General features: G+C 64.0%; 25 protein-coding genes and 3 pseudogenes. 17 read left to right on the top strand and 11 right to left on the bottom strand.

The window, feature by feature from the left end; all coding sequences use genetic code 11:
* Entirely contained in the window at nucleotides 1-1,038 is a 1,038-nt protein-coding gene (gene moaA, locus H2LOC_RS19455; protein WP_136494330.1) for a GTP 3',8-cyclase MoaA, read from the top strand.
* Between the two features lie 68 nt (nucleotides 1,039-1,106).
* Complete coding sequence (locus tag H2LOC_RS19450; RefSeq protein WP_136494329.1) at nucleotides 1,107-2,000, top strand: NAD(P)-dependent oxidoreductase; 894 nt, start codon at nucleotides 1,107-1,109, stop codon at nucleotides 1,998-2,000.
* On the opposite strand, the pseudogene H2LOC_RS19445 reads toward H2LOC_RS19450, so the two are convergent.
* Nucleotides 1,910-2,239, bottom strand: a pseudogene (locus tag H2LOC_RS19445) (type II toxin-antitoxin system MqsR family toxin). The gene H2LOC_RS19450 and the pseudogene H2LOC_RS19445 sit on opposite strands and share 91 nt — an antisense overlap.
* 217 nt (nucleotides 2,240-2,456) lie before the next feature.
* Between H2LOC_RS19445 and H2LOC_RS19440 the strand changes: the two are divergent.
* From H2LOC_RS19440 to H2LOC_RS19420, 5 genes are all read left to right on the top strand, one after another.
* A complete protein-coding gene (locus H2LOC_RS19440) occupies nucleotides 2,457-2,780 on the top strand; it encodes a hypothetical protein (RefSeq protein WP_136494328.1) in 324 nt (107 codons plus the stop codon).
* A 111-nt stretch (nucleotides 2,781-2,891) separates the two neighbouring features.
* Entirely contained in the window at nucleotides 2,892-4,595 is a 1,704-nt protein-coding gene (locus H2LOC_RS19435) for a lysine--tRNA ligase (protein ID WP_154331734.1), read from the top strand.
* A 4-nt stretch (nucleotides 4,596-4,599) separates the two neighbouring features.
* Nucleotides 4,600-5,148: an RBBP9/YdeN family alpha/beta hydrolase gene (locus H2LOC_RS19430; protein WP_154331733.1), complete on the top strand. Its 549-nt coding sequence runs from the start codon at nucleotides 4,600-4,602 to the stop codon at nucleotides 5,146-5,148.
* Nucleotides 5,145-6,269 (top strand): alpha/beta hydrolase domain-containing protein, encoded by a 1,125-nt coding sequence (locus tag H2LOC_RS19425; protein WP_136494326.1) that lies wholly within the window; start codon nucleotides 5,145-5,147, stop codon nucleotides 6,267-6,269. The genes H2LOC_RS19430 and H2LOC_RS19425 overlap by 4 nt, the downstream gene beginning before the upstream one ends.
* Before the next feature lie 182 nt (nucleotides 6,270-6,451).
* Nucleotides 6,452-7,453, top strand: coding sequence for a putative FMN-dependent luciferase-like monooxygenase (locus H2LOC_RS19420; protein ID WP_136494325.1), 1,002 nt, complete (start codon nucleotides 6,452-6,454; stop codon nucleotides 7,451-7,453).
* Here H2LOC_RS19420 and H2LOC_RS19415 read toward each other — a convergent pair.
* From H2LOC_RS19415 to H2LOC_RS19400, 4 genes are all read right to left on the bottom strand, one after another.
* A complete protein-coding gene (locus H2LOC_RS19415) occupies nucleotides 7,450-8,694 on the bottom strand; it encodes an alpha/beta hydrolase (RefSeq protein WP_136494324.1) in 1,245 nt (414 codons plus the stop codon). The genes H2LOC_RS19420 and H2LOC_RS19415 overlap by 4 nt on opposite strands.
* A 61-nt stretch (nucleotides 8,695-8,755) precedes the next feature.
* A complete protein-coding gene (locus H2LOC_RS19410; protein WP_136494323.1) occupies nucleotides 8,756-10,060 on the bottom strand; it encodes a UDP-glucose dehydrogenase family protein in 1,305 nt (434 codons plus the stop codon).
* 56 nt (nucleotides 10,061-10,116) lie between these two features.
* Complete coding sequence (locus H2LOC_RS19405; protein ID WP_136494322.1) at nucleotides 10,117-12,399, bottom strand: NADP-dependent malic enzyme; 2,283 nt, start codon at nucleotides 12,397-12,399, stop codon at nucleotides 10,117-10,119.
* 184 nt (nucleotides 12,400-12,583) lie between these two features.
* Nucleotides 12,584-13,552 carry an outer membrane protein gene (locus tag H2LOC_RS19400; protein ID WP_136494321.1) on the bottom strand — a complete coding sequence of 323 codons (969 nt, stop codon included), beginning with the start codon at nucleotides 13,550-13,552 and terminating at the stop codon, nucleotides 12,584-12,586.
* Between the two features lie 84 nt (nucleotides 13,553-13,636).
* On the opposite strand from H2LOC_RS19400, the gene H2LOC_RS19395 reads away from it, so the two are divergent.
* The 3 genes from H2LOC_RS19395 to H2LOC_RS19385 all read left to right on the top strand — a co-directional run bounded on the left by H2LOC_RS19395 (nucleotide 13,637) and on the right by H2LOC_RS19385 (nucleotide 16,983).
* Complete coding sequence (locus tag H2LOC_RS19395) at nucleotides 13,637-14,512, top strand: thermonuclease family protein (RefSeq protein ID WP_246206906.1); 876 nt, start codon at nucleotides 13,637-13,639, stop codon at nucleotides 14,510-14,512.
* Nucleotides 14,493-15,980: a M48 family metalloprotease gene (locus tag H2LOC_RS19390; RefSeq protein ID WP_136494320.1), complete on the top strand. Its 1,488-nt coding sequence runs from the start codon at nucleotides 14,493-14,495 to the stop codon at nucleotides 15,978-15,980. Before H2LOC_RS19395 ends, H2LOC_RS19390 begins: the two co-directional genes overlap by 20 nt.
* Before the next feature lie 121 nt (nucleotides 15,981-16,101).
* Entirely contained in the window at nucleotides 16,102-16,983 is an 882-nt protein-coding gene (locus H2LOC_RS19385; protein WP_136494319.1) for an RNA polymerase factor sigma-32, read from the top strand.
* A gap of 187 nt (nucleotides 16,984-17,170) precedes the next feature.
* Here H2LOC_RS19385 and H2LOC_RS19380 read toward each other — a convergent pair whose 3' ends face one another.
* From H2LOC_RS19380 to fdxA, 3 genes are all read right to left on the bottom strand, one after another.
* On the bottom strand, nucleotides 17,171-17,713 hold the full coding sequence (locus tag H2LOC_RS19380) for a hypothetical protein (RefSeq protein WP_136494318.1): 543 nt from the start codon (nucleotides 17,711-17,713) through the stop codon (nucleotides 17,171-17,173).
* A 249-nt stretch (nucleotides 17,714-17,962) separates the two neighbouring features.
* A complete protein-coding gene (locus H2LOC_RS19375; RefSeq protein ID WP_246206905.1) occupies nucleotides 17,963-19,084 on the bottom strand; it encodes a CarD family transcriptional regulator in 1,122 nt (373 codons plus the stop codon).
* A gap of 444 nt (nucleotides 19,085-19,528) precedes the next feature.
* A complete protein-coding gene (fdxA, locus tag H2LOC_RS19370) occupies nucleotides 19,529-19,867 on the bottom strand; it encodes a ferredoxin FdxA (RefSeq protein WP_136494317.1) in 339 nt (112 codons plus the stop codon).
* Nucleotides 19,868-20,057: 190 nt separating this feature from the next.
* Between fdxA and H2LOC_RS19365 the strand changes: the two genes are divergently transcribed.
* From H2LOC_RS19365 to H2LOC_RS19355, 3 genes are all read left to right on the top strand, one after another.
* Complete coding sequence (locus H2LOC_RS19365; protein ID WP_246206904.1) at nucleotides 20,058-20,846, top strand: RMD1 family protein; 789 nt, start codon at nucleotides 20,058-20,060, stop codon at nucleotides 20,844-20,846.
* Complete coding sequence (locus H2LOC_RS19360; RefSeq protein WP_136494315.1) at nucleotides 20,768-21,217, top strand: RHS repeat-associated core domain-containing protein; 450 nt, start codon at nucleotides 20,768-20,770, stop codon at nucleotides 21,215-21,217. Before H2LOC_RS19365 ends, H2LOC_RS19360 begins: the two co-directional genes overlap by 79 nt.
* A gap of 58 nt (nucleotides 21,218-21,275) precedes the next feature.
* Nucleotides 21,276-22,429 (top strand): IS3 family transposase gene (locus tag H2LOC_RS19355; RefSeq protein WP_136495120.1). Its coding sequence is split into 2 segments (ribosomal slippage): nucleotides 21,276-21,525 and nucleotides 21,525-22,429, totalling 1,155 coding nucleotides; the frame shifts between segments, so codons are not numbered across the junction.
* A gap of 27 nt (nucleotides 22,430-22,456) precedes the next feature.
* Here H2LOC_RS19355 and H2LOC_RS19350 read toward each other — a convergent pair.
* A pseudogene (locus H2LOC_RS19350) lies at nucleotides 22,457-22,555 on the bottom strand (tRNA (adenosine(37)-N6)-dimethylallyltransferase MiaA); the annotation flags it as partial.
* Here H2LOC_RS19350 and H2LOC_RS21975 point away from each other — a divergent pair.
* Nucleotides 22,556-23,140, top strand: a complete 585-nt coding sequence (locus H2LOC_RS21975; protein WP_202620597.1) for an RHS repeat-associated core domain-containing protein — start codon at nucleotides 22,556-22,558, stop codon at nucleotides 23,138-23,140.
* On the opposite strand, the pseudogene H2LOC_RS19340 reads toward H2LOC_RS21975, so the two are convergent.
* A pseudogene (locus H2LOC_RS19340) lies at nucleotides 23,086-23,837 on the bottom strand (IS5 family transposase). The gene H2LOC_RS21975 and the pseudogene H2LOC_RS19340 sit on opposite strands and share 55 nt — an antisense overlap.
* 87 nt (nucleotides 23,838-23,924) lie before the next feature.
* Between H2LOC_RS19340 and H2LOC_RS21430 the strand changes: the two are divergent.
* Together H2LOC_RS21430 and H2LOC_RS19335 are read left to right on the top strand one after the other, a co-directional pair.
* A complete protein-coding gene (locus H2LOC_RS21430) occupies nucleotides 23,925-24,293 on the top strand; it encodes a hypothetical protein (protein WP_162009805.1) in 369 nt (122 codons plus the stop codon).
* On the top strand, nucleotides 24,262-24,771 hold the full coding sequence (locus tag H2LOC_RS19335) for a DUF7919 family protein (RefSeq protein WP_154331732.1): 510 nt from the start codon (nucleotides 24,262-24,264) through the stop codon (nucleotides 24,769-24,771). The genes H2LOC_RS21430 and H2LOC_RS19335 overlap by 32 nt, the downstream gene beginning before the upstream one ends.
* An 89-nt stretch (nucleotides 24,772-24,860) precedes the next feature.
* Here H2LOC_RS19335 and miaA read toward each other — a convergent pair whose 3' ends face one another.
* Complete coding sequence (gene miaA, locus H2LOC_RS19330) at nucleotides 24,861-25,805, bottom strand: tRNA (adenosine(37)-N6)-dimethylallyltransferase MiaA (protein WP_281350569.1); 945 nt, start codon at nucleotides 25,803-25,805, stop codon at nucleotides 24,861-24,863.
* Nucleotides 25,806-25,953: 148 nt separating this feature from the next.
* Between miaA and serB the strand changes: the two genes are divergently transcribed.
* Nucleotides 25,954-26,865, top strand: coding sequence for a phosphoserine phosphatase SerB (serB, locus tag H2LOC_RS19325; RefSeq protein ID WP_136494309.1), 912 nt, complete (start codon nucleotides 25,954-25,956; stop codon nucleotides 26,863-26,865).
* Nucleotides 26,866-26,995 lie beyond the last annotated feature (130 nt).

The raw sequence follows: 26,995 nt of genomic DNA, 5'->3' as shown, positions 1-26,995 counted from the left end.
ATGAACGCTTCTCTGCACGCTCCGTTCTCAGCCGCCGCGCCCGCGCTCGTCGATCCATTCGGCCGGGCTGTGTCCTATGTGCGCGTTTCGGTCACGGACCGCTGCGACTTTCGCTGCGTCTATTGCATGTCGGAGCACATGCAGTTCCTGCCCCGCCAGGACCTTCTGACGCTGGAGGAACTCGACCGCCTTTGCAGCGCCTTCATCGCCAGGGGAACCCGAAAGCTGCGCATCACCGGCGGCGAGCCGCTGGTGCGGCATGGGGTGATGAGCCTGTTCGAGGGTTTGTCGCGCCATCTCGACTCGGGCGCTCTCGAGGAGCTGACCCTGACCACCAACGGGTCGCAGCTCGCGCGTTTCGCCGCGCAACTGGCCGATTGCGGGGTGCGGCGGATCAATCTCTCGCTCGACACGCTGGACCCGGAAAAATTCCGCGCCGTGACCCGCACGGGCGACCTTTCCCGCGTCCTCGCCGGAATGGACGCGGCGCTCAAAGCGGGGATCGCGGTCAAGCTCAACGCCGTCGCGCTGCGCGGCGTGAACGACGAGGAATATGTCCGCCTCGTGCGCTTCGCGCATGAGCGGGGCATGGACATGACCTTCATCGAGGTGATGCCGCTCGGCGAGCTCGAGGGGCTCGCGCGCATAGATCAGTTCATGCCGCTGTCCGAAGTTCGCGCGCGCCTTTCCGAGGCGTTCACGCTCGAGGAAATCGACTACCGCACCGGCGGCCCCGCCCGCTACATGCGCGCGAAGGAAACCGGCGGACGCATCGGATTCATCACGCCCCTGACGCACAATTTCTGCGAAAGCTGCAACAGGGTGCGCGTGACCTGCACCGGGACGTTGTACATGTGCCTCGGCCAGGAGGACTCGGCCGACCTGCGCGCCCCCTTGCGCGAAGGCCCTTCCGACGAAGCGCTCTACGCCGCCATCGACGCCGCCATCGCGAGAAAGCCGAAGGGGCATGATTTCATCATAGACCGCGCAGCGCAGGCGCCCGCCGTTCCCCGCCATATGAGCACGACCGGGGGCTGACGCCCGCATTTGCGGCCGGCTCACGCCAATGGCGAATTTTTCTCGACATCATCCTTCAGGACGCCAGCATGACCGATCGCCGCCACGTCGCATTCCTTGGGCTCGGCGTCATGGGCTATCCCATGGCGCGCCACCTCACGACTCGGGGCCATTCGGTCTCGGTCTACAACCGCACGGCGTCCAGGGCGGAGCGGTTCTGCGCCGATTTCCCGGCAAGGCTCGCCGCGACCCCGCGCCTCGCGGCCGAAGGCGCCGATTTCGTGTTCTCCTGCGTCGGCAACGACGACGATCTGCGTTCGGTCACGCTCGGCGAGACCGGCGCCTTCGCCGGAATGAAAGGGGGCGCGGTCTTCGTCGACCACACCACCACCTCGGCCAAGGTCGCCCGCGAATTATTCGCGGTCGCGAAGAAGAGCGGGTTGGGATTCGTCGACGCTCCCGTCTCGGGCGGCCAGTCCGGCGCCGAGAAAGGCGCGCTCACCGTCATGTGTGGCGGCGCGGCCGAGGATTACGCCAGAGCGGAGCCGGTGATCGCCAGCTACGCCCGCGCCTGCAGGCACATGGGGCCGAGCGGAGCCGGCCAGCTCACCAAAATGGTGAACCAGATCGCCATCGCCGGCCTGGTCCAGAGCCTTTCCGAAGCCCTGCATTTCGCCGAACATGCCGGCCTCGACGCCGCCGCCGCGATCGATCTCATCAAGAACGGCGCGGCGCAATCCTGGCAGATGGAGAACCGGACCGCGACGATGCTGAAAGGCGAGTTCGACCATGGTTTTGCGGTCGAATGGATGCGCAAGGATCTCGCCATCTGCATGGAGGAAGCCCGCAGGAACGGATCGAGGCTTCCGGTGGCGGCGCTGGTCGATCAGTTTTACGCGGAAGTGGAAAATATCGGCGGCAAGCGCTGGGACACTTCCAGCCTGTTTGCGCTTTTGAAGAGGTCCGCCTGGAATTTGACGTAGAGCGTCAGCCTCTCCGACGGGACATGGTAGACGTCCTGCCAAACTCGGTGGTCCGCGAAAGTCGTCATCGACTAGAACATCGTGCGCTCGATGCCGTTGATGGTTTGGACTATGCGACCGCGGTCGAAGCCGAGCGCGATGGCGTCCCGCAAGGCCGAGGTTGTGATCGCGAGGGTTTCGACCGAGCCGATCGACAGCTTTACGGCGTCGAGATCATAGGTCGGTCGGCGCTTTTCCATGACGCGACTTTACCACCATAAAGGTGGCGCAGCAATGCGCCGGAGCCTGCTCCCCTCACCCGCCTACGAATCGCTTCGGCATGAAAATTTGTAAAAATTTTGTTCCCGCGCGCAACCAACAGCGGGGCCGTTGCGTTGTCACAGCGATAAAGAGGCGCACGGAGTAAAATTATCCGGCAAGCGCCCTGTCACCCATCCAAAAAGCGGGGGCTTCAAGATGATTTCGTCCAAGAACGGTTCAGTCGCCAATCGCGTTTCGCAGACAATCCTTTTCATCGCCGCCACGGCGGGATTTCTTGCCGCTGTCGCGGCGGCGCCGGCGGCCCCCACGGACGCCAAATCCCCAGCGCAGGCCAGCGCGGGCCAAATGAGCGTCTTGCGGGACGACGCATCCGGAATGCGCCCACTGGCGCGGGGACCGGCGATAAGGGTCGGCCGCGCTTTCGACGCCGAGGACGAAGACTGCACGGTCACGATCACGCGCGTGACGGACGAAAACGGCCATGTCCACGCCAGGCGCGGCCTGACCTGCGCCAATTAGCGGTCCGAAAACGGCAACCATTTTTCGGAAATCCTGCTGCAACGCAATCGTTGACGCGCCGGCGCGGCCTCCATACTGTGCCGGCCTCCCGCCATCGATGCAGAACAGGCCATGTCCGCTTCACTTTCTTCTTCGCATGTCTTTCCCGCCGACCTCGTCGAAGCCGCGCGCGTTTCGCCCGCCTGGCCTTTCGAGGAAGCGCGGAAACTGGTGAAGCGCATCGAAGCCAGCGGGCAGAAACAGGTTCTGTTCGAGACCGGCTACGGGCCGTCGGGGCTTCCCCATATCGGCACCTTCGGCGAGGTCGCGCGGACCAGCATGGTGCGCCGCGCCTTCGAGGTCATCACCGAAGGCGAGATCGCCACCCGGCTGCTCGCTTTTTCCGACGACATGGACGGCTTGCGGAAGATTCCCGACAACATACCCAACAAGGAGTTGATCGCGCCCCATCTCGGCAAGCCGCTGACGCGCGTGCCCGATCCTTTCGGCACCCATGACAGTTTCGGCGCCCACAATAATGCGCGGCTGCGCGCCTTTCTGGACGCCTTCGGCTTCGAATATGAATTCGCCTCCTCGACCGAATATTACAAATCCGGCCGGTTTGACGACGCTCTCCGGCTCATGCTGGCGCGCTACGACGCCATTATGGAGATCATGCTGCCGAGCTTCCGCGAGGAGCGCGCGGCGAGCTATTCGCCCTTCCTTCCCGTCCATCCCCGCACCGGCGTCGTCATGCAGGTTCCGCTGACCGGGCGCGACGCGCAAGCCGGCACGATCGACTGGAGTGACCCCGAGACCGGCGAAAGTTTCACCACGCCCGTCACCGGGGGCCATTGCAAGCTGCAATGGAAGCCGGATTGGGCGATGCGCTGGTATGCGCTGAGCGTCGATTACGAAATGGCCGGCAAGGACCTCATCGATTCGGTCAAGCTTTCGGGGGCCATCGTGCGGGCGCTCGGCGGAAAGGCGCCGGAAGGCTTCAATTACGAACTCTTCCTGGACGCCAACGGCCAGAAAATCTCCAAGTCCAAGGGCAATGGCCTCACCATCGAGGAATGGCTGACCTACGCCAGCCCGGAGAGCCTCGCGCAGTTCATGTATCAGAAGCCGAGCGCGGCGAAGCGCCTGCATTTCGATGTCATTCCACGCAATGTCGACGACTATCTGACCTTCATCGACGCCTATCCCCGTCAGGCCTGGAAGGAGCGCCTCGGCAATCCGGCATGGCACATTCACGCCGGAAATCCGCCGGCGCCCGAAACGCTGCACCATGCCGGAGAGAGCGACGCCAAGGGAACCACGGTCTCCTTCGCCATGCTGCTTAATCTGGCCACAGTCGCCAACGCCGAGGACCCCGCCGTCCTGTGGGGCTTTCTGCGCCGCTATGCGCCGCAGGCTTCGCCCGAGAATCACCCGCGGCTCGACAAGCTCGTCGGCTATGCCGTGGCCTATTTCCGCGATTTCGTGCGGCCTGCGAAAAGCTACCGCGCCGCCGACGAGGTGGAGCGCGGCGTGCTCGAAACCCTGTCGACCACGCTGGCGGCGCTGCCCGCAGAGGCGAGCGCAGAGGCCATCCAGACTTCGCTTTACGACGTCGCCCGGGTGACGCCGCGCTATCAGGATCTGAACGCCAAGGGCGCGACCCCGGAACGCCCTGGCGTCTCCAATGATTTCTTCAACATGCTCTATGAGGTGCTTCTCGGGGAAAAGCGCGGACCGCGTTTCGGCTCCTTCGTCGCGCTTTACGGCATAGAGGAAACCCGCAAGCTGATCGCGAAAGCCCTGGCCGGAGAGTTCCTGCCGAAGGCGGGTTGACCTCATGCGCTCCGCCGAAGCCGACATATTGATCCTCCCGGGCCTCGAGAATTCGGGCCCCGGGCATTGGCAGAGCCGGTGGCAGGAGAAGCTTTCCAGCGCCCGGCGCGTCGAGCAGCAGGACTGGGACGCGCCGAAGCGCGACGCCTGGGTCCCGGTCATCGAGCGCGCCATTGCGGAAAGCCGGCGCCCCGCGGTGGTCGTCGCGCATTCGCTCGGCGTCATCGCTTTCCTGCACGCCGCCCACAATGTTTCGGACAAGATCACAGGCGCCTTTCTCGTCGCCCCGCCATCGGAGCGCGCGCTGCGCGAACTCCCTGCGATCGACAGGGAATTTCTCCCCATCCCGAGAGCGCGGCTCGCCTTCCCCGCCACGCTCGTCGCGGGAAACAACGACCCTTACGCGGAGGCGGGCTTCGCCGAAGCGCTCGCCGCGGACCTCGGCGCGACTTTCCTCGACGCCGGCGCCGCCGGCCATATCAATCTCGCGAGCGGACATGGGCCCTGGCCGGAGGGCTCCATGAGCTTCGCTCACTTCATCTCAAAGCTATGAAGCGGGTGGCGCTGGCGTCGGCGGCCATTGTGGCGCTGTTCGCCGGCGCGGCGGCGGCGCAAGCTCAGCCGGCCTATGGCCCGCCTCCCCCGCCCGCCCTGCCGGACGGCTATCAGCGTGAACTCGTCGGCGGAGCCGGCGTTGCCGGACCGCGGTTCCTGATCTGGAAGCCCCCCGCCCCGAGCGGAGTTCTGCTCGTCGTCGCCGGGGAGGAGCCTTCGCTCGCAAAGCCCGGCGAGGCTGATATCCTGCAGGCCGCCCGCGAGCGCAGCATGGCCATCCTGTTTGCGGGAGATCGCCCTGAGGGCGCCGGACTGCCCGAAACAATCGCTGATTTGCGCCGCTCGCCGCTGGCCCGGAAGGTCGTCGGCGCGGGCGCCGGGGAAGATTACCTTCGCCTCGAAAGCAAATCCTTCGATGCGTTGCTGCTCGCGGGCGGCCAAGCGCCGGCAGCCGCTAAAGGCCCGCCATTTATCGTCTATCTCTATGGCTCGGAGGGCTTCTGGAAAAGCCCGCCCCAGCCGCAGGAACCCGATTCGAAAGCCCCGAACCGGCGCAGCTTTTTTATCGCCGGGGCGACGCTATCGGCCGGCGCGCATGCAGAAAATTGCGCCGCGCCGATCAACGATCGCTCGATTGATCCCGCCCGCCGCGCCCTGCTCGCCGCTCTGGATGAATATTTGCGCAAAGGCGTGGCGGTTCCAGCCTCCCGCCCGGCTGTTCTGGTTCCGGTGAAAGAGCTGCATTGGCCGAAGATCCCGGGCCTGCCGCCGCCGCAGGACGCCGGACTCGCGCCTCCGATCGACGCCGACGGCAATGAGACCAGCGGCTTGCTGCTGCCGGATCAGGCCCTTCCTATCGCGACTTTCACCGGGTGGAACGCGCCGCGGGATCCCGCAAAGGGCAAATGCGCGGCCGGGACGAAGCTCCCCTTTCCCGAAAACGAGGCCGCGCGGCGGGCGAGCGGCGATCCGCGCCAGTCCCTGCCGGAGCGCTATGGCTCCCGCGCCTATTTCGTCGCGGCGCTGCGCTCGGTCGCCGACCGGCTGGTGAAGGAACGGCTGCTGCTGCCTCAGGACGCCGACGCCTATGTCGCAGCCGGAAAGAAAGCGCCGTTTTAGCGTAATCAAACAGAGAATCGCACAAAGGGCGTCATTGCGAGCGAAGCGAAGCAACCCAGGATATACTTAAAATATAAAATTCCATTGTCATTAAATAATAGCTGGGTATAGGCACTGTAGCGACCATGGATTGCTTCGCTTCGCTCGCAATGACGGTAACTGAAATCCCGCGAGGAAATATTATGGTGGGACTTGCTGGCCCCAAGCGGCTCGGTTTCTTCACCCGGCTGCTCGACCAGGCGCCGGCTGCGGAACGCTACCTTCTGGCGACAGAGCAGATCATCCACGCCGAGCGGTTCGGCTTTGATTCGGCATGGGTGGCCCAGCATCACTTCGACGGCGAAGAAGGCGGCCTGCCATCGCCTTTCGTATTTCTTGCGCAAGTAGCCGTGCGCACCTCCCGCATTCGTCTCGGCACCGGGATCGTCACCCTGCCGCTCGAAAATCCGGTTCGGGTGGCGGAAGACGCCGCGGTTCTGGATTCCTTGTCGGGCGGCCGGCTGGAACTCGGGATTGGAACCGGCGGCGCACCTTCGGCTTTCGCCGGCTTTGGCTGCGACAGCGCCGAGCGCGCCGCATTGTTCGACCGGCATTCGGCAATTTTGAGGGATGCTCTCGCCGGCAGGCCGCTCGGCGGCGGAAACAGGCTCTACCCGGAGGCGCCGGGCCTTTCCGATCACATCTGGCAGGCGACTTTTACCGCCGCGGGCGGAACCCGCGCCGGCAAGGCGGGCGATGGGCTGATGCTTTCGCGCACCCAGCCGCGCACCAAAGAAGCGCCGGGCGCCTCGCTCGCGGAAATCCAGAATCCGATCATCGACGCCTATCTCGCGGCGCTGCCGCAAGGGCGAGAGCCGCGCATTTTGGCCTCCCGGACGGTCTTCGTCGCGGAGAACAGAAAAGAAGCCTTGCGGTTCGCGGAGATCGGCTTGAGGCGCAGCCTCGCGCGCTTCATCGCTGCGGGGCATTCGGCGCCCGATAAATCGCTCGAAGGGCTTATCGCCGCGTCCGACGCCCATGTCGGCGCGCCGGAGGACGTCATCGCTTCGCTGACCGCCGACAGTACGCTGAAACGCGCCACCGATCTCGTGTTTCAGGTCCATTCGGTCGATCCGCCACACCCGCAAATACTGCGGTCGATCGAGCTGATCGCGGAAAAAGTCGTCCCGGCGCTTGGACTTTAACGCCCGCCGACCGCCCCGAAGGTGGAGCCGATATTCGAGCCCAACTGCTCGATGTCGCCGCTGAAATTCTCCCGCGTGCGCGGATCGACCACGGCGAAGGGCGCCGCGACCGCCACGCCTGCCGCTGAACCCACGGTCGAGGCGGCGCCGACCACGACCTGCCCGAGCCGGTCGCCGACGCCCGCTCCGCCGGTGGCCAGCGTCTGACCGCTGGCGAGGCTGCGGCCGATCGAACGCACGACCTCCGGCGACGCGGCGAATTTGCCGTGATTGAGCGGATCGTCCGAGTGAACGTCGGTCAGATCCACGACGGTTATGTTGGCGTTCTTCAAGTCCTGCTGGTAGGGCGAAGAATTGGGGTCGATGGCGCCGACGCGGGGCTTGTCGCCCCACACGCGCCTCGAAGCGGCGAGCGCTTCGTCGTCGCGAGAGACAAAGATGGTGAAGCGGGAAGTGGCGGAGCCGATCTGGGCGATCTGACGCTGGAACACGTCGAAATCCACATCCGGCGCGGCCAGCATGACATCCTTGAATTTGGCGGGCAGGCCGTGATTGCGGATCGCCATCTGTCGCAGGGCCTCGATCGTCACCCAATTGCCCATGGAATGGGCCAGTATCGAGACTTCCCCGACCGATTTGTCGGCGGCGAGAGACTGCAACAGCTCTTCCAGAGCGTCCCGGGAATAGCTGGCGCTTTCGTGGTCATAGCCATAGGCCAGCAATTTGCCGCGCGACGGCCAGGTGAAGAGGACCGGCAGCGCGGTGGCGTCGGAGTCGTGCACGATCTGCGCGAAACGATAGACCGCGTCCTCGAAATGGGTGTTGTAGCCATGGACGAAAACAAGCGCCTGGCGGCGGGGGGTCTTGGCTATTCTCGCGTTGAAACGGGCGAGCGCCTCCGGACGCTGCAGAATGTCGGCGCGAAGAGTCGCGAACTCCCGCGTCGGATCGGGAGGGCTCGACTCCGGCCATTGAACGTCGCCGACCTTGCGGGCGGCGTCCGGCGGAATGGAGACCGCGATATCGGCGTAGTAAAGCTGATCGCCGCGCTCGCCGGTGAAGAGTTCGCCCGGCTGCGCTCCGATCGGGCTTCGGGTCGTGGCGACCAGGATATCGACCCGGCTCGCGCCCGGGGCCTGCGCTTCGATGGGGGTGAGCACGTTATGCGGCCCGCCGGCGCAACCGGCCAAAGCGAGAACGGCTGCGAGGACGACAAGTCGCCTTTTCGGCAAATGCTTCATGCCAACCCTTACATTGGGCGCGGCGGGGCGCGGGTCTCGAGTCCCGCCGCGATCAAGAAGCTTATTTACGTCCGACGCTCACATAAGTGAACCCGCGCTTGCGCACGTCCGCCGGCCGATAAATGTTGCGCAGGTCGACGATGACCGGAGTCTTCAGCAGTTGCTTGACGCGGTCGAGATCCAGCGCGCGGAAAGCGTCCCATTCGGTCACGATCACGAGCGCGTCGGCGCCCTCGATCGGCGAATAGGCGTTGTCGTGGAAGGTCACTTCCGGCATCAGCGGGCGCGCCTGGTCCATGCTCTCGGGATCATAGGCGTGGACGCTGGCGCCGTCTCCGGCGAGCGAAGCCACGATCGCGAGCGAGGGGGCGTCGCGCATGTCGTCGGTATTGGGCTTGAAGGCGAGGCCGAGAAGCGCGATGCGCTTTCCGCGCACAGAACCGCCCAGCGCGGCGATCACCTTGCGCGCCATGGCGCGCTTGCGCGACTCGTTGACGGCGACGACCGTCTCCACGATGCGCAGGGGCGCGCCCTCGTCCTGGCCGGTCTTCAGCAAGGCGAGAGTATCCTTGGGGAAGCACGAGCCGCCATAGCCCGGCCCGGCGTGCAGGAACTTGCCGCCGATGCGGTTGTCGAGGCCGATGCCGCGCGCCACGTCCTGGACGTCCGCGCCGGTTTTCTCGCACAGATCCGCGATCTCGTTGATGAAGGTGATCTTGGTGGCGAGGAAGGCGTTGGCCGCGTATTTGGTCAGCTCCGACGTGCGGCGTCCGACGAAATGCAGCGGCGGCTGGTTGAGGCTCAGCGGCCGGTAGATCTCGGCCATGACCTCGCGCGCGCGGGGATCCTCGGTGCCGATGACGACGCGATCGGGGCGCTTGAAATCCTCGATCGCCGCGCCTTCACGCAGGAATTCCGGATTGGAGACGACGGAGAAATCGGCGTCGGGCCGGATCTCGCGGATGATGCGCTCCACCTCGTCGCCGGTGCCCACCGGGACGGTGGATTTGTTGACGATGACGGTGAAGCCGTCGAGCGCTTCCGCGATGGTCCTGGCCGCCGCGTAGACATAGGAAAGATCGGCGTGGCCGTCGCCGCGCCGGGAGGGTGTGCCGACGCCGATGAACACGGCCTGGGCGCCGCGAACCGCCGAGGCGAGGTCGGTGGTGAAGGACAGGCGCTTCTGACGGACATTGGTCGCGACGAGTTCGTCGAGGCCGGGCTCGTAGATCGGAATCTCGCCCTTGTTCAGGCGATCAATCTTGCTCGCGTCATTGTCGACACAGGTAACGACATGACCGAAGTCCGCAAAGCAGGCTCCGGAAACCAGGCCGACATAGCCCGACCCGATCATTGTAATGTTCATAAGCTTTTATCTTTCAGCGCTTAAGGGGGTCCAGACCGCCGCAAATTCGGCCTGCTTCAGCCGCCGACGCCAAATGCGGCGAGCGCCGCCATATTGACGAGTTCAGCGTCCGTAGCTCCCAGTTGAACGATCTGGATCGGTTTGTCGAGCCCCACGATCAGTGGCCCGAGCACCGTCGCTCCACCCAGTTCCTGAAGCATCTTAGTCGAGATAGCGGCGGAATGAAACGCTGGCATGACAAGCACGTTGGCCGTGTCCTTCAGGCGACAGAAGGGATAGGCGGCCATGAGCTGCCGGTTGAGCGCTATATCCGCGCCCATTTCGCCCTCATAGGCGAAGTCCACCCGGCGCTGGTCCAATATGCGAACCGCCTCGTGCACGCGGGCGGTGCGCTCGCCGGGCGGATAGCCGAAAGTGGAAAAGGCGAGCATGGCCACCCGCGGCTCCAGCCCGATGCGCCTCGCGACGCCGGCCGCCTCGATCGCGATTTCGGCGAGGTCGGACGCTTCCGGCATTTCGGTGATGGCGGTGTCCGCGACCACGACGACGCGCCCGCTGGCGAGAACCAGCGAGGCGCCGATCAGGCGATGCCCCGGCTTCTGATCCACCACATGGCTAACGTCCTGCAGCGCGTTGGAAAAATTGCGGGTGACGCCCGTGACCATCGCATCCGCGTCGCCTTGCGCGACCATGGCGGCGGCGAAGTGGTTGCGGTCGGTGTTGATGAGGCGCTGGCAGTCGCGGAACAGGAAGCCCTTGCGTTGCAGGCGCTCGAACAGAAATTCCGCATAGACGGCGTTCCGCGAAGACAGTTTGGCGTTGTGGATCTCGATTCGGTCGCCGAGATCGAGCCCCGCCTCCTTGGCCGTGCTCAGGACTCGGTCCTCGCGCCCGACCAGAATCGCGCGGCCAAGGCCCTGGTTCACGAATGCCAGCGCCGCCCGGATCACCTGCTCTTCTTCGCCCTCGGCGAAAACGACGCGCTTCGGGCTGAGGCGCACCCGCTCGTAAACCGTCTGCATGACGGCGGCCACCGGATCGCGACGCGCCCAAAGCTCCGCCCGATAGTGCTTCATGTCCACGATGGGCCGCCGCGCGACCCCCGACTCCATCGCCGCCTCGGCGACCGCCGGCGGCACCACTGAAATCAACCGCGGATCGAAAGGCGCGGGGATCAGATAATCGCGGCCGAAACGCGGACGCGCGCCGCGATAGGCGTTGGCTACTTCGTCGGGCACGTCCTCCCGCGCCAGCTGCGCCAGCGCCTTGGCCGCCGCGATCTTCATCTCCATGTTGATGGTTCTGGCGCGCACGTCGAGCGCGCCGCGGAAAATATAGGGGAAGCCGAGGACGTTGTTGATCTGGTTGGGGTAATCCGAGCGCCCGGTCGCGACGATGGCGTCGGGGCGGACCGCCAGCGCCTCTTCGGGCAGGATCTCGGGATCGGGATTGGCCATGGCGAAAACGATCGGGTCCTTCGCCATTCCCTTCAGCATGTCGGGGGTCAGGGCGCCTTTGACCGAGAGCCCGAAGAAAATATCGGCGCCTTCGAGGGCCTCGGCCAGCGTGCGGGCGCTCGTCTCGACCGCATGGGCGCTCTTCCATTGGTTCATGCCCTCGCTGCGGCCCCGGTAGATCACACCTTTGGTGTCGCAGAGAGTGACATTGGCGGGATCGAAGCCGAGCGCCTTGGCGAGTTCGAGGCAGGCTATGCCGGCGGCTCCGGCGCCGTTGCAGACCAGTCTGGTCTTCCTGATGTCGCGTCCCGTCAGCAGCAGCGCATTGATGAGGCCGGCCGAGGAGATGATCGCGGTTCCATGCTGGTCGTCATGGAACACGGGAATGTCCATGAGTTCGCGAAGACGCTCCTCGATGATGAAACATTCGGGAGCTTTGATGTCCTCGAGATTCACCCCGCCGAACGAGGGTCCGAGGTAGCGCACGGCGTTGACGAATTCGTCGACGTCCCTCGTGTCTACTTCGAGGTCGATCGAATCGATGTCGGCGAAGCGCTTGAACAGCGCGGCTTTTCCTTCCATTACCGGCTTTGCGGCGAGGGCGCCGAGATCGCCGAGCCCCAGGATCGCCGTGCCATTGGTGATGACGGCGACCATATTGCCCCTGACGGTGTAGTCGAAGGCGAGCGAAGCGTCCTGCGCGATGGCGTGCACCGGCGCCGCGACGCCGGGAGAATAAGCGAGCGAAAGATCGCGCTGCGTCGCCATCGGCTTGGTCGCGACGACGGCGAGTTTGCCCGGGCGACCGCGAGAATGAAACAGCAAGGCTTCCTTGTCGGTGACGACCGGACGCTCCGGCGCCGAGCCTTTTTTCTCGACCATCGCAACCTCTTTCGCGCGCACCGCCTATTGCGCTGCAGCAACAATATTCCGGCCGGCCCTCGCGACACAAGCCTTTGGCTGCGAAAGAATTGTCGAATTCACGCTTTCCCCGGCCCGCTCGGACGCACGAACAAAAACGGCGGGGCCGCGCGCCCCGCCGCTCCGCCCGACTGAAGAAAAAGGGCTAGAACTGCGCCGATATCGGGCCGATGGGCGCCAGTGTCGGCATCGGCATGTTGAAATGGTAGTTGAGGCCGAAGCGGGCGATGCTCCCGCTGTAACGCGCATTGGCCACCGAGACCACCGAGGTTCCGAAGGCGCTGGGGAAATTTCCCACTGTGTTGCTGATGAAGGGAGCCTTGGTGTAGACCCAGCCGAGGTCATAATAGAGATATTCGATCTTGGCGGTCAGGTTGGTCCAGATCGGAAACTCCACGCCGCCGCCCAGCGTCCAGCCGGTTCTCATGCCGGAGAATGTGGTCGGGCTGCTCACCGCGGTCGCGAGCGGAACCTGCAGAGGGTTGAGCCAGATCGCCGAGCTGCTCGCGTTGAAGGTGGTCTGGCCATAGGCGAGGCCGCCGGTCATATAGGCGAGGATATTGGGCGCGACCTCATAACCCATGCGCGCGCGCACTGTGCCGAGGTAATTGAGCCCTTTCGAGAAGGTCGCCGCTCCCACGTCGGTCGTCTGCTGGACGAATTTATCGGCGGTGACGCCCGACATCCAGCCCGATTGCTTGCCGGTCAGCCCCTGGAAGTCAGCCTCTGCGCCGAGGACCATCCCGTTGGCGAGGCGCTGCGTGTAGCCGATCTGCGCGCCGCCGATGAAGCCGCCGAACGTCGACGTGACATTCGAGGTGAGCACCCTGCCGAAGGCGGGGTCTGCGCCCGGAAGGGTCGGCAGGACGCTCATCTGGGCGCCGTCGGCGCCGGCCCAGGCTCCGCCGAGATTTATGCCGACCGAAAACCCGCTCCACGGCGAAAGCGGCGCCGGCGGCTCCACCGCGGAAAGGGTGGGCCGAAGCGCCACCGGCGATTCGACGGGGGCGGCCCTATACGTTTCGGACGGGACGTTATAAAGGGGCGAGGAATTGGCCAGTGGGACGTTCGCTACTACGGCGGCGGCGGTAGCGAACCAAACGAAGGCGCGCATGGAATTTCTCCAGTCGGGAATGAGAAACTTTTAGAAAATCATGGTTAAAATTCAGTATCGGGACGCCGCGCCGGAGCAAAGAAAGTGACACGAACGCAGAACGACTCCGCTTTTTTGGCGGAATCGACGCTGGCGCGGGCTTTGTTTCTCGCCGCGATTTCGGTCCCGGCGCAGGCGCAGGGCGTCGACGCCGCCCGTGAAAGCGGCCCCTGTTCGCTCGCCGGGGTCAGCCCCGCCGTCGTCGCGCTCGTCGACGACGACTTCGACCTGCTGCTCGACGACGGACGCCGGGTCGTTCTCGCCGGCCTCGAATTTCCCGCGCAGGGCGGCAAAGACCCCGGGCTGCGCGCCCGGGCGCTGTCCCGCCTTTCGGCGCTGCTGGAGGGCGACCAGGTCTTTCTTTCCGAGCTTTCGCCCGCGCCCGATCGCTGGGGCCGTCATCCGGCCTATGCAGCGGCGCCCGACCGCGCTTTGGCCGGGGCTCCGCTCGCCCTGGTCGGCGCAGCCATGCTGCAGGAGGGCCTGGCGCGTTTCCGGCCCGATCCCGCCGCGGCGGATTGCGCGAAACTCTACCAGGCCGCCGAAGCCCCCGCCCGGGAGAAAAATCTCGGGATATGGACGAGCGAACCCGTCGTCGACTTCGGCGCCGCCGGCAACAGCCCGTCGATGGCCGGCCTCGCCGAAAGGAAAGGCATGGTCGTCGTCTCGGGCGTCGTTCAATCCGTGGGGGAATCGCGGCGCGCGGCCTATCTCAACCTCGGTCGCCGCGGCGTCTCCAAATTCGCCGTTATGATTTCCAGACGAAATTTCGCTATATTTGAGGCGGGCGGCGTCGGTCCCTTGGCCCTGAAAGGGCGCCGCCTGCGTGCGAGAGGGTTGATTGAAACGCATAACGGACTGCTCATGGAGATCGCCTCGCCTGCAGAACTGGAACTGCTCGATGGCGACGCCGCTCCGTAAGCCGTTCCGGCGCGCAGGAATTCTTGCGGTCTGGTTGAGCGTCGCCGCGCTCGCCGGCTGCGCCCAGCTCGAGCAGCAGGGCCAGATTTTTTCTCCGCAGCCGGCGCGTCCGCCGCGCCACGCCGCGACGGGACCCCGAACCGACAACCGCAACAGCGTCCAGCACAAGGAGCTGGTGGCCCAGTTCGGGGGCGAATATTCCGCTCCCGCGGCCGAGGCTTACCTCAACGGCATATTGGCCCAGCTCGCGCGCGCGAGCGACACTCCAGGCCAGCCCGCATACAGGGTCACCATACTCAACACGCCCGTCGTCAACGCTTTCGCCCTGCCCTCGGGCAATCTCTACATAACCCGAGGCCTGCTGGCCCTCGCCAGCGACGCTTCCGAAGTCGCGGCGGTGATGGCGCATGAAATCGCCCATGTCACCGCGCGGCACAGCGCTCTGCGCGCGGAACGGGAGCGCGAGGCCGCGGTCATCACCAAGGCCGCCGAGGTCATTCAAAACCGCGAGAGAGGCGAGGAAATCCGCTCCTCCCAGCGCCTTTCGGTGGCGAGTTTCTCCCGGCAGCAGGAACTGGAGGCCGACGCCATCGGGGTGCGCGTGATCGCGCGCGCCGGCTACGACCCCTATGGAGCTCCGCGCTTCCTGACCTCGCTCGGCAAATCGGCGGAATTGCGCGCCTCTCTCTACTCGAAGAAGAAATCCTCGGCCGACTTCGACATTCTCTCGACCCATCCGTCGACGCCCGACCGCGTGGCGCGCGCCGTCGCCGCCGCCCGCCAGATCAGCGCGCCCGAAACCGGCCAGCGCGACCGCGACGGCTACCTCGCCTCGATCAACGGCCTCGCTTTCGGCGACGACCCCAACGAAGGCTTCGTGCGCGGCCGCAATTTCTCCCATCCCAGGCTCCGCTTCGCCTTCACGGCCCCGGAAGGTTTCCTGCTGGAAAACTCCAACGAAGCCGTTTTCGGCGTTCGGGACGCCGACAACGAAGCGCTGCGCCTCGACAGCGTGCGGACGCCGGCCGGGCAATCGCTCGAGAGCTATGTCGGCTCGGGATGGGTCGACGGCCTTCTGCAATCCTCCATCAAAAAGACCGAAATCAACGGATTGCCGGCGGTTACGGCTTCGGCGCGGGCCGGGGAATGGAACTTCCGGCTCGCCGTCGTTCAGCTCGGCGACGAATTATACAGGCTCATCTTCGCCGTCCGCTCCCTGAACGAGGACGCCGAGCGGCGCTTCGACGCCTCGATCGCGACCTTCCATCGACTGACCCCCGAGGAAGCCCGCGATGTCCGCGGGCTCAGGATCGGCGTCGTCGCCGCCGCGCCGGCGGACACGATTTCGGCAATGTCCACGCGTATGGTGACTCCCAACCGGCCGGCGGAATACTTTACTCTTCTCAATGAACTCGACCCGGATTCGGCGCTGGTCCCGGGAGAACATTACAAGATTGTAATTGAATGAATCGCCCGCGGGCCGGAACCATTCAGGCTGTCGCGGGATTATCGGTCTAGAACAACTAAAACTAGCGTCGACGATGGCGCGTGTTTTCGAACCCACGTCTGCATCGGCGAGGGAGTTTGCGATGGCTTATTTGCCCGGAGTAAGTCGCGAGCTGGTCCGAGCCGCGATGGCTGCCCCTTTCCTCGAGCGCGAAGAAGAAAGAGAGCTGGCGGTCGCCTGGCGCGAGCACGGCGATCGTCGGGCGCTCGACCGGCTCACCGGGGCGCATATGCGTCTCGTGATCGCCCTCGCCGGGCGCTTCCGCCATTACGGCCTCGCGGCGGCCGATCTCGTCCAGGAAGGCCATATCGGCCTGCTCGAAGCCGCCGCCCGTTTCGAACCCGAGCGCGACGTCCGTTTCTCCACTTACGCCACCTGGTGGATCAGGGCCTCCATCCAGGACTATGTGCTGCGCAATTGGTCGATCGTCCGGGGCGGAACCAGCTCCACCCAAAAAGCCCTGTTTTTCAACCTGAGGCGGCTGCGGGCGCGGCTCGCACAGGGAGGAGAGGAGCGGGAGCCGGGCGCGGCCTTCCAGGCGATAGCCAAAGCGCTCGGCGTGGCGCAGGCCGACGTCGAGCTGATGAACTCCCGCCTCGGCGGCGGCGACACCTCGCTCAACGCCCTGGTCCTCGACGCCGACTCCAGCAGCACAGCCGAGAAGATGGATTTTCTGGTGGACGAGCAACCGCTTCCCGACGAAGTGGTCGAGGAAAACGTCGACTCGGATCGGCGCGCGCGCTGGCTGAAAGACGCCCTGGCGGTGCTGACCGAACGCGAGCTCAGAATCGTGCGGGAACGCCGCCTCAGCGAGAGCCTGGTTACGCTCGAGACGCTGGGCGACGAGCTCGGGATTTCGAAAGAGCGCGTGCGCCAGATCGAAAACCGGGCTCTCGGCAAGCTGCGCCGCGCGCTCTCGCATATCCAGGGCATAGAGGAGCCGGCGCAGAGCCCCCATCGCTGACGCGTCGCTATGTGCGCGCCCGGCTCGCCTCGGGCGCGGCGACCGCTATAGCGCTTCCAGCCGCGGTGGGCGCCGGTTCGGCGTGGGAAACGCGCGTTCGGTTTAAACGCAGTCGAACGCGCTCCAAATCTCATTGACGGGGCATGTTCTGTTCCAAAAACCGCTTCGCGCTTTTTGGGAACATGCTCTAACCCCGGGCGGCCGAAAGACGGCTTCTGACCGAAATCGCCATCGCGGCCAGGGCTGCGACGCCGACGCCCCCGAGCGCGAAAAGCAGCGTGCGCTCCTCGAGCCAGGCGAATATCGGCACGCCCATCGCGAGCACGCCGCCTACGATGACGATCGGCCAGGCCCGCAGATGCAGGCCCGCGGTGGCTGCGCCCAGCGCCAGAATCACGAGAAGCACCAATGCGCTCGCCTCCGCGCTCATGGCCCTTTCCACATCGGCCATCAGGGCGAGATTCATGGCGAGCATCACTGCGCCCCAATGCAGGGCCTGGAGCAGCGCCGCCCGCCACTTCGCGCCTTCGGCGTTTTCGCGCCACGCGGTCGCCACACAAACGAGACCGAACGCCGGAACCAGAATCATCCAGTAGAAGGTCATCCCGTGCCGCGACACGCTGGTGTAGGCGACGCCGAAGAAAGCGCAGGCCAGCATGGCGAGAAACGGGGCTTGCGCCAGCAGCAGTCTGGTTGCGTTCGGCGAATTCCTGGCAATCGAATCTTTCATCGTTTCTTTCCTGCAAAGCGGCCCAGCGACCGGGCTCATTCTTGGCTTTTCGAATATTAGAATCCGGCGGACGAATATGAATTAAATTGTAGTTTAGAAAACGCCGGAGCGTGGAGATGCGAAGCCGCTCCGCGTCGCATGAGATATGGACCCGACGCAAAAAAGCCTCCCGAGCCGCTCCCGGGAGGCTTTTTTCTCTGATGAATTCTGAGCGCTTTCAGTTTTGACGCGCTCAAAACCGAATGCGCCTTAGGCGGCGCGATCCACGTCGGCGTCGGATTCGTCCTCCGCGACGACGTCTGCGTCGTTCTTCGAGTTGCGCCGGGGACCCTTGAGCAGGAAAGCCTCGATCAGCTTCAAGGCCTCCGCGTCGAGCAGCTTGCGCACCACAGCGACCTCGCGCGCCATGCGATCGAGCGCGGCCTCGTAGAGCTGGCGCTCGGAGTAGGATTGCTCGGGCTGGGTCTCGGAACGATAGAGGTCGCGCACGACTTCGGCGATGGTGACGAGATCGCCCGAATTGATCTTGGCTTCATATTCCTGGGCGCGGCGGGACCACATGGTCCGCTTGACGCGGGCGCGGCCGCTCAAGGTCGACAGCGCCTTCTCGACCACTTCCTGATCGGCGAGCTTGCGCATTCCCACGCTGACGACCTTGCTGGTCGGCACCTTGAGAATCATCTTGTCCTTGATGAAGCTGACGACGAACAGCTCCAGGCTGAAGCCGGCGACTTCCTGCACCTCGATGCCGATGATCTGCCCCACGCCATGGGCGGGGTAGACGATGAACTCGCTTTGCTTGAACCCATGCTTTTGACCGGCGGGGCGCGCCTTCGCGGCGGTCGCCGGAGTCTTGCTCGCAGGCGAGGTCGCCTTGGCGCCGGCGCCGGCCGAGGCGGGAGCAGCGGTCGCGGTGGACTGAATGGACTTGGGTGCGGCGGCCTTGGCCGCGATCTCGGAGTTATTCTTTGCCACTTGGATGGGTTCGCTCGCAGCTGGGGTTATCGGCGCCGCCGAGGGTTTCGCGTGGGCTTGCGCCCGCACGCCGGCGGCAGGGTTCAAGGCGACAGTGTCGTTTTGTCTGGCTGGATGGCTGTCCTTCTCCTCGGTATTTTTCGCGGCCCGCCCTTTTTCCGCGGCTTCGGCCTGCGGATGTTTCGGCGCTGCGGCTAAAATCGAAACCTCGTCTCCGGCGGCTTTCCTGGAGACGATCTTGGGAGCGTTTCTCGCGTTCTCGCCGTCCTCTTTCGGACCGGCGCCGGATTTGCTAATCGAGGCTGAGGGCTCAGCCGCGATCCGATCCCCTGTCTTGGCCGGCGTCGCGGAAGCGGCGGTCTTGGCGGAATTCGCAGCTTTTTCGGTCGACGGCATACTCAGCACACTCCCAAAAGCCCCGGGGTGGAAACGGGGCGGATTACGCGTCTTGCACGCTGTTCCGGCCCTTAGAGCGGGCGGAGCGCGTCGCGAGGGCGTCGGATCAGAAAAAGCTCGATATGCAGACTCGAATGGGCGCCTGTAGGAACCCCGGGCGCCCGACAGCGACGACAGCTTCCGATTTGCAAGTTTTCCAGCGCAACCGGCCTTATATGGTGAGAGATCGCTCCGAAGACGGTCGCGCCAAATCGGGCGAGCCTTATGCTCGCCTCCTTCATATCATGTTATTTGGCGAAAATCAAAGCCAAACGCGCCCACGGGGATGGAACCCGCCGGCGGTTGCGTAGCTTATCCTTGGAATATAAGGGGAATTTTCGCTATTAACCAGCCATAAAATATGTGTCCCGGCGCCAGGGAGGCAACCCTGGCGCTCGCCCGCCGTCAGTCGCCTTCGCCCGGCTCCGGGGAGAAGCAGGACTCCAGCTTGCCCGGCTTGCCGTCCCATTCCTTGGCGTCCGGGGGCGGGTCGCGCTTGATGGTGATATTGGGCCAGTTCTGGGCGTATTCGGCGTTGAGCTGCAACCATGATTCGAGCCCCGGCTCGGTGTCGGGCTTGATCGCCTCCGCCGGGCACTCGGGTTCGCAAACGCCGCAATCGATGCATTCGTCGGGATGAATCACCAGCATGTTGGCGCCTTCGTAGAAGCAGTCCACGGGACAAACTTCCACGCAATCCATATACTTGCACTTGATGCAATTTTCCGTGACGACGTAGGTCATGCTGGAGTTCCTTCGCTTTGGCGGGTTTGCTAGCCGCTTTGCATTTGCGATGCAAGCTCAGATGGACCTCTGATGAGAGCGCGACCGCGAGCCGCAATTGCGCAGAGCGTCAAAGTCGCGACATTGTCGCAAAAGTTGGCCAGGAATCGATTGGATCATGCAAAATCAACCGGCTGTTTCGACCGTCTCAATGCAAAGATTGACTGCCCGCGCGCTGCTGCTCGGCGAGCGAATCGACACGAGCGGGCTTGAGCGCGCCGATCTCGTCTCGACCGCTCCCCTCGCCTTCCACACCGGCCAGGCCGGCTTCGTGGTGCTTTATCGATTCGGCGTCGCCGTGCTGTTCGGGCTTTCGCCGCTCGAGGAAGACGAGGTGCTCGGCAAGGTGGGCGCGAGGGTCTCCGGCGCGGTGTCGCGCCGCGACGATGAAACCCTGGTCCTCGAAGTCGCCGCCGAGGGCGACGAAAAAACCCTCGCCAACGGCCATCTCTCGATCAAGGACGCCACAGGCCCGCGCCTCCTCGTCGTGGCCGACGCGCTGGCCAAGAGCGTGGCGCTCGCCCGCGACGAACGCCGCGTCAATGCGGTGTTCGACACGGTCGAGCCCTTCGCCGCGACGCTGGCCAGCACCGGACGCCCGCCCTGGAGGCGGCGATCCATGCTGGAGCTGATCGGCCAGACCCTTCTCGTGCAGCACCGGGTTTCGGGGCGCGTCGCGGTCGAGGACAAGCCCGACGTGCTTTGGGACCGGCCTGATCTCGAGCGCCTCTACGCCCGTCTCGAGGACGAATATGAGCTGGCCGAGCGCGGACGCACGCTGAAGGCGAAGCTGGAGGTCATCAGCGAAACCGCCCGCGCCTTCACCGAAATCATCGACGCCGACCGCTCGGTGCGGCTCGAATGGACCGTGGTGGTGCTGATCCTGGTCGAAATCGTCCTGTCCCTCGCCCAGATGTTTCTGTCCCGCGGCGGGCATTAGGGGTATCTGACGCGTTCGGCAATGGAACGCCGAGGAACCCGACCGGCGCAGTTGGGTTCAACCTCCGCTTTCCCGGTCAATTCGCCGACGGCGAAACCGGTCTGAACTACAACTACTTCCGCGACTACGACCCCACCACCGGGGGCCATATCGAAAGCGATCCGATCAGCCTCGCGGGAGGGATAAACACTTATGCCTATGTCGGCGGTAATCCGGTCTCGGCGATAGATCCTTTCGGACTTGAATCCTGGGACGACTACGTATCTAACAGCCTAAGCGCCCTTAGAAATGCGCCGCGCCAGTTCATGGACGATCCGCTACGCTCGATCGAGGCGGGGTTGGAGGGCGTGGCGCCGATCTCGCCTGCGTGAGCTGCTGCCGGTTTGGTGGACACCGAGATAAGGTGTTTTACGGAACCGGAGGTGGAGCATGGAACGGCGTCAGTTCAGCCGGGAGTTCAAGGTCGAAGCGGTCCGTTTGGTGCGCGAGCGCGGCGTAAGCGTTGCGCAGGCGGCGCGGGATCTGGAACTGCACGAGAACATGCTGCGGCGTTGGGTGAAGGAATTGGCGGCTGATCCGGCCGCCGCCTTTCCTGGTCAGGGGCAGATGAAGCCCGAGCAGCTTGAAATCGAGCGCCTGCGGCGCGAAGTCACCAAGCTGCGGGCGGAGCGCGACATCCTAAAAAAGGCCGCGGCCTTCTTTGCGAGGGAAGCGAAATGAGGTTCGCTTTTATCGCAAAGCACCGTTCGATCTGGCCGGTGGCGTGGCTCTGCAAAGCGCTGGATGTCTCCCGGTCGGGTTTTCACGCCTGGCTCAAGCGCGGACCGAGCGCTCGCGACAAGCTTGATGAGGAGATGACGGCCTCCATCCGGGCGAGCTTTGTCGCCAGCGCCAGAACCTATGGCGCACGCCGGGTCTGGCGGGATGTTCTGGCTGACGGCTTTTGCTGCGGACTGCATAAGATCGAGCGCTTGATGCAGGAAAACGCCTTGCGGGCGCGGCCTCGCCGGCGTGGCTTGCCCAAAGACGGCGGTCAGCGGCTCGCCGACGCCGTGGCGCCGAATGTTCTGGACCGCCAGTTCGTCGCCGAGCGGCCGAACCAGAGGTGGATCGCCGACTTCACCTACATCTGGACGGCAGAGGGCTGGCTGTATGTCGCCGCTGTCATCGACTTGTTCTCGCGGCGTGTTGTCGGCTGGTCCATGAAGGCCGAGATGACCGCGCAATTGGTGGCGGACGCCCTGATCATGGCGATCTGGCGACGCGGCAGGCCAGACGCCTTGCTGCACCACTCCGACCAGGGCAGCCAATACACCAGCGACCACTTCCAGCGCCTGATGGCCGACAACGGCGTCACCTGTTCGATGAGCCGATCCGGCAACGTCTGGGACAATGCGGCGATGGAGTCGTTCTTCTCGTCGATGAAAACCGAGCGCGTCGCCAGGAAAATCTACCGGACGCGCGACGAGGCCAGGGCAGATGTGTTTGATTATATCGAGCGCTTCTACAACACCGTCCGCCGTCACTCGACCATCGGCTATCTCAGCCCGGTTGAGTTCGAGCGGAAGGTCGCTTTAGCTTAACCAGCTGTCCACCAAACCGGCAGCAGCTCACGGCAACTGGTGGCGCGCGAAGGTCGCCTGACGCTTGGCGTAATGGCGGGTGTCGGCTTTGCCGCGCTCGATCGCCTCTTCCAGCGACATCCGGCCTTGAACGCACCGATGGCGCTGATCGGCCCCACGCCTCAGTCGCCGGACACGCCCACGATCCTGTGGTCGTTCGATCCCGATCCTTTCGGCAACGGAACGCCGAGAAACCCAACCAGCGCAGTCGGATTCAACCTGCGCTTTCCGGGTCAATTCGCCGACGCCGAGACCGGTCTGAACTACAACTACTTCCGCGACTACGACCCCACCACTGGGCGCTATATCGAAAGCGATCCGATCGGCCTCGGGGGAGGGATAAACACTTATGCTTATGTCGGCGGGAATCCGGTTCTCCGAAGCGATCCACGCGGGGAATTTTGGCCGGGCCTGTTGGCTTTCGGCTTTGCGTTGCTCGCAGCGGAATCCGCCAACGCTCCAGGCCCCTGCGACGCGATTGCGCCCCCAAAACCGTACACGCCCCTGTTGGCCGGTTTGCTGGGCGGCAGCGTCGGCTGGGGCCTGGAATCTCTTCTCTCTCGGCTTGCGGCGGAAGAAGCAGCGGCGGGAGGAAGAGGACTAGGGCTTGTTGAGATTCATCGCGAATTGATGAGCGCGGCGGCGAGGCGGATCATGGCTGTGAAGCTTTGATCGGTTTTGTCGGCGCGCAGGGCGATCCGCTTGAACTCCTTGAGTTTGCCGAAGAAGTTTTCGATGAGGTGACGGGCTTTGTAAAGCTCGATGTCGATGGCGAGAGGCGCGTTTCGTCTTGGATGTTGGGAGATGACGATTTGCGCGCCGCGCTCGTTCAGTTCGGCGACGATCCAGTCGCTGTCGAAGGCCTTGTCGGCGAGCAGCGCGCCAAATTCGACGCCCTCGATCAAAGGCGCGACGCCGACCGTGTCGAAGCGTTGCCCCGGCAGCAGAACGAAGCGGACCAAATTGCCGAGCGCGTCGGTGAGCGCGAGGATTTTGGTGGTCCAGCCGCCTTTGGATTTGCCTATGGCCTGGCCCTGAGTCCCCCTTTTGCGCCCTGTCCATGGCGGTGGACCTTGACGATGGTGGCGTCGATCATGGCGTATTCCATGTCTGGATCGTCCGACACGGCGTCAAACATCCGCTTGAACACATCGGCCTTCACCCAATCGCGAAAGCGTTTGAACACGGTGTTCCACTTGCCGAAGGCGGGAGGCAGATCGCGCCAGGGGCTGCCCGTGCGCGCAATCCACAAGATCGCCTCTAAAAACAATCGCCCATCGCTCCCGGTCCGGCCGGGATCGGAGGGCTTGCCAAGACAAAAGGGCTCCAGCTTCGACCATTGGCCGTCCGTCAGACAGAATCGGGGCATTGCAAACTCCTTTCGGAGCTTGAATCATCCTTCCACCAAAATGGGAATCCTGATTCTCAACAGGCCCTAGGCCAGTACGGCGGGATTTTGTCGTCATCGACGAACTCGGCCGGCGGTGAGGTTTGGACATCAGTCGGGGAAATTTCTCAAAATGACTTTGCCGGTATCGTCAACGGTGGCCTAATGAAAGGTGGAGACGTAAATATTCTGAGTGGTGTCCATGGGCTCGCGAGCGGCGAAATGGTTGCTGATCTGAGTCTTTATAACGCTGACATTGCGACGTTCGGGAGAATGCCCGGCGTGAACATATATAACATTCCCGAGATGACGGCGGGCGAAATCAGCAAAGTTCTTAAGCCCAGTAACAACAATTGGTGGTTTCTGCAACAGTGGCGCCTGCCTCGCTCCATTCCGGTGAAAAAAGATGACATATTACGAGGATTTATCAGAATATAGCTACCACGGCGGAGCATTCCATCGTCCCGGAACGTGGAATGTTGGTTGGCTTGGGCTGGGACATGAATTTCAAAAAGCGGAGCCTACAAAAGAGGTTTTAGACAAACTATGGAGATTTTGCAGAATTTCCGTTGCACAAATGCGTGGGATACATGATTGCGAATTCTGCGGGGATGATTCCTATTATGCCGAGAGAGACGGTGAAGCGCTTCTTTTGGGAACTTCAGAAATACGTGTATTCTCTCCAACTGGTAAGATATATGCCGCGCCAACGCTTATTTACCACTATATCGAGCATCACAACTACCGCCCCCCCGATGAGTTTATCCAAGCGTTAAAAGACGGTCTGGAGCCAGGAAGTCAGGAGTATTTTAATAAGCTCAAAGAGTTGGGCCTTGAGTGGAACATAACCTCTGCCCCCGCCAGCAAGCCTAAACGGTTTCGGTTGACGCCGAACCCGATCAAGAACGGATCTTAGAGGGTCGCGTCGCGCTCCCAGAAGTGGGCGGCATAAGAGAGCAAAGCCGTAGCTGCGCGCGGGACAGCTCAGCTCCTACGCGCCGTCATTCAACCCGTCCCCTCCCCCAACACCCCGCGCAACGCCGCGAGCGCCTCTTCGGTCGCATGGCGTGGATCGAGCCAGGCGAAGCCCGGCAACTGGTGGCGCGCGAAGGTCGCCTGACGCTTGGCGTAATGGCGGGTGTCGGCTTTGCCGCGCTCGATCGCCTCTTCCAGCGACATCCGACCTTCGAGGAAGGCGAGAAGATGCGGCACGCCATGGGCCCGCATTGCCGGCAGAGCGGGATCGAGCCCGCGTGCGCCAAGCGCCCGCACCTCCTCCAGCGCGCCGGCGGCCATCATCTTATCGAAGCGCGCATTGATCCTTGCGTAAAGCTCTGCCCTCGGCGGGGCCAGAAAAAAGGCCGTGCAATTTGCGGCGTCCAGCAGCGGCGCGGTGCGCGCCCCCTGGAAATGCGCCAGCGGCTTGCCTGTGGCCTCGAAAACCTCCAGCGCCCGCAGCAGGCGCTGCGGATCGGTGTCGCGCAGCCGGGCCGCGGTTTCGGGATCGAGCCGCGACAGCTCGGCGTGAAGCTGCTGCGGCGGCAAGCCTTGCGCCCTCGCCCGGACCCTGGCGCGGACTTCTTCGGGCACTTGGGGAATTTCGGAAAGCCCCTGCAGCGCGGCCTTGAAATAAAGCCCGGTCCCGCCCGTGACCACGGCGAGCCGTCCCTCACGGCCGAGCTTCTCCAGCGCCGCTCCAAAATCCGCCAGCCAGCGACCCACCGAATAATTTTGCGCGGCGTCGACATGCCCGAAAAGGAGATGCGGGACGGTTTGCTCCTCCTCCTCGGTCGGACGGGCGGTAATTATACGCAGGTCACGATAGACCTGCATCGAGTCGGCGTTGACGACGGCGCCTCCGAAGGCCCGGGCGACATCGAGCGCCAAGGCGGACTTGCCGGAGGCGGTCGGGCCTGCAATGAGAACAACGCGAGAGTCGCTCCGGTTCAGATCGAACCGGAGCGACTCTAGAGCGCTTTGTTTGATCGTGTTTTCTTCACGCGAACCGGTATCCACTTCGCTCGAAAACACTCTGGGGCGCGCGGGGCGGTTTGGGCTGGGCTCGGACATAGGGGCTATTCGCAGGGAAAGCGGCGAGATGTCAAAATCAGCGGGCTCCCAGGCGGCGCATTTCGTGGCGACATTCGTGGCTGCGCCCGGCGCCGCGCTCGAAGAACCTTTGGCGGTGGGCGCCGTCGAAGCCGCCGGCGTCAGGCTGCTCGACGCCTCCTGGCTCGAACGCGGCGTAGCGCTCGATATTTTCATCGAAACCCCGTCCCACGCCGCGCTCAAAGCCATGGAAGCCGCGCTTTGCGGGGCGCCGGTCGACATTATAGCGCAACCCGCCGCAACCCGCCGCAAATCCCTGCTCGTCGCGGACATGGACGCGACCATGATCGCAGAGGAATGCCTCGACGAGCTCGCCTGCGTCATCGGGAAGCAGGAAGCGGTTTCGGCGCTGACGGCGCAGGCGATGCGCGGCGAAATCGATTTCGAGCAGGCCCTCGTCACCCGCGTCGCCATGTTCGAGGGCGTGACGGTGGAAGCGATAGAGGAGCTGATCGGGCGGCTTTCGCCGAGCCCCGGCGCGAAAACCCTGGTCGCGACGATGAGCGCCGCCGGCGGCCACACTGCGCTGGTGTCCGGCGGATTTACGCTTTTCGCCGAAGCGGTGGCGCGCCGCCTAGGCTTCGACGAATTCTTCGCCAACAGCCTGGAGATCGAACACGGCAGATTGACAGGGCGCATTACGCCGCCGATACGCGGCAAACAGGCCAAGGGGGAGATATTGACCCGCCTGCGGGATGCGCGCGGCCTCGCGCCGACTACGACGCTGGCGGTCGGCGACGGGGCCAATGATCTCGACATGCTGGCGAGGGCGGGACTGGGCGCAGCGTGGCGGGCCAAGCCGCAGGTCGCCGCGATGGCGAAGGCGCGGATCGATCACGCCGATTTGACCGCGCTGCTCTATGCGCAAGGGTTCAGAAGAGAGGAATTTGTCGAAAATTGAAAATTGCAGGCGCAGTTCCCGGTAGCCTGAAAGGAAAGCCCTTAACACCTGAAGATGGGCCGCCCTACCCCCCTTGCGGGGAGGTCGGCCGCAAAGCGCATTCCGCAAAGGTTGACAGACTTTTGCGATA

Source organism: Methylocystis heyeri (genome assembly GCF_004802635.2).
Lineage (GTDB): Bacteria > Pseudomonadota > Alphaproteobacteria > Rhizobiales > Beijerinckiaceae > Methylocystis > Methylocystis heyeri.
The sequence above is the reverse complement of the archived record's forward strand: the minus strand, read 5'-3'. Positions and strand labels throughout refer to the sequence as shown.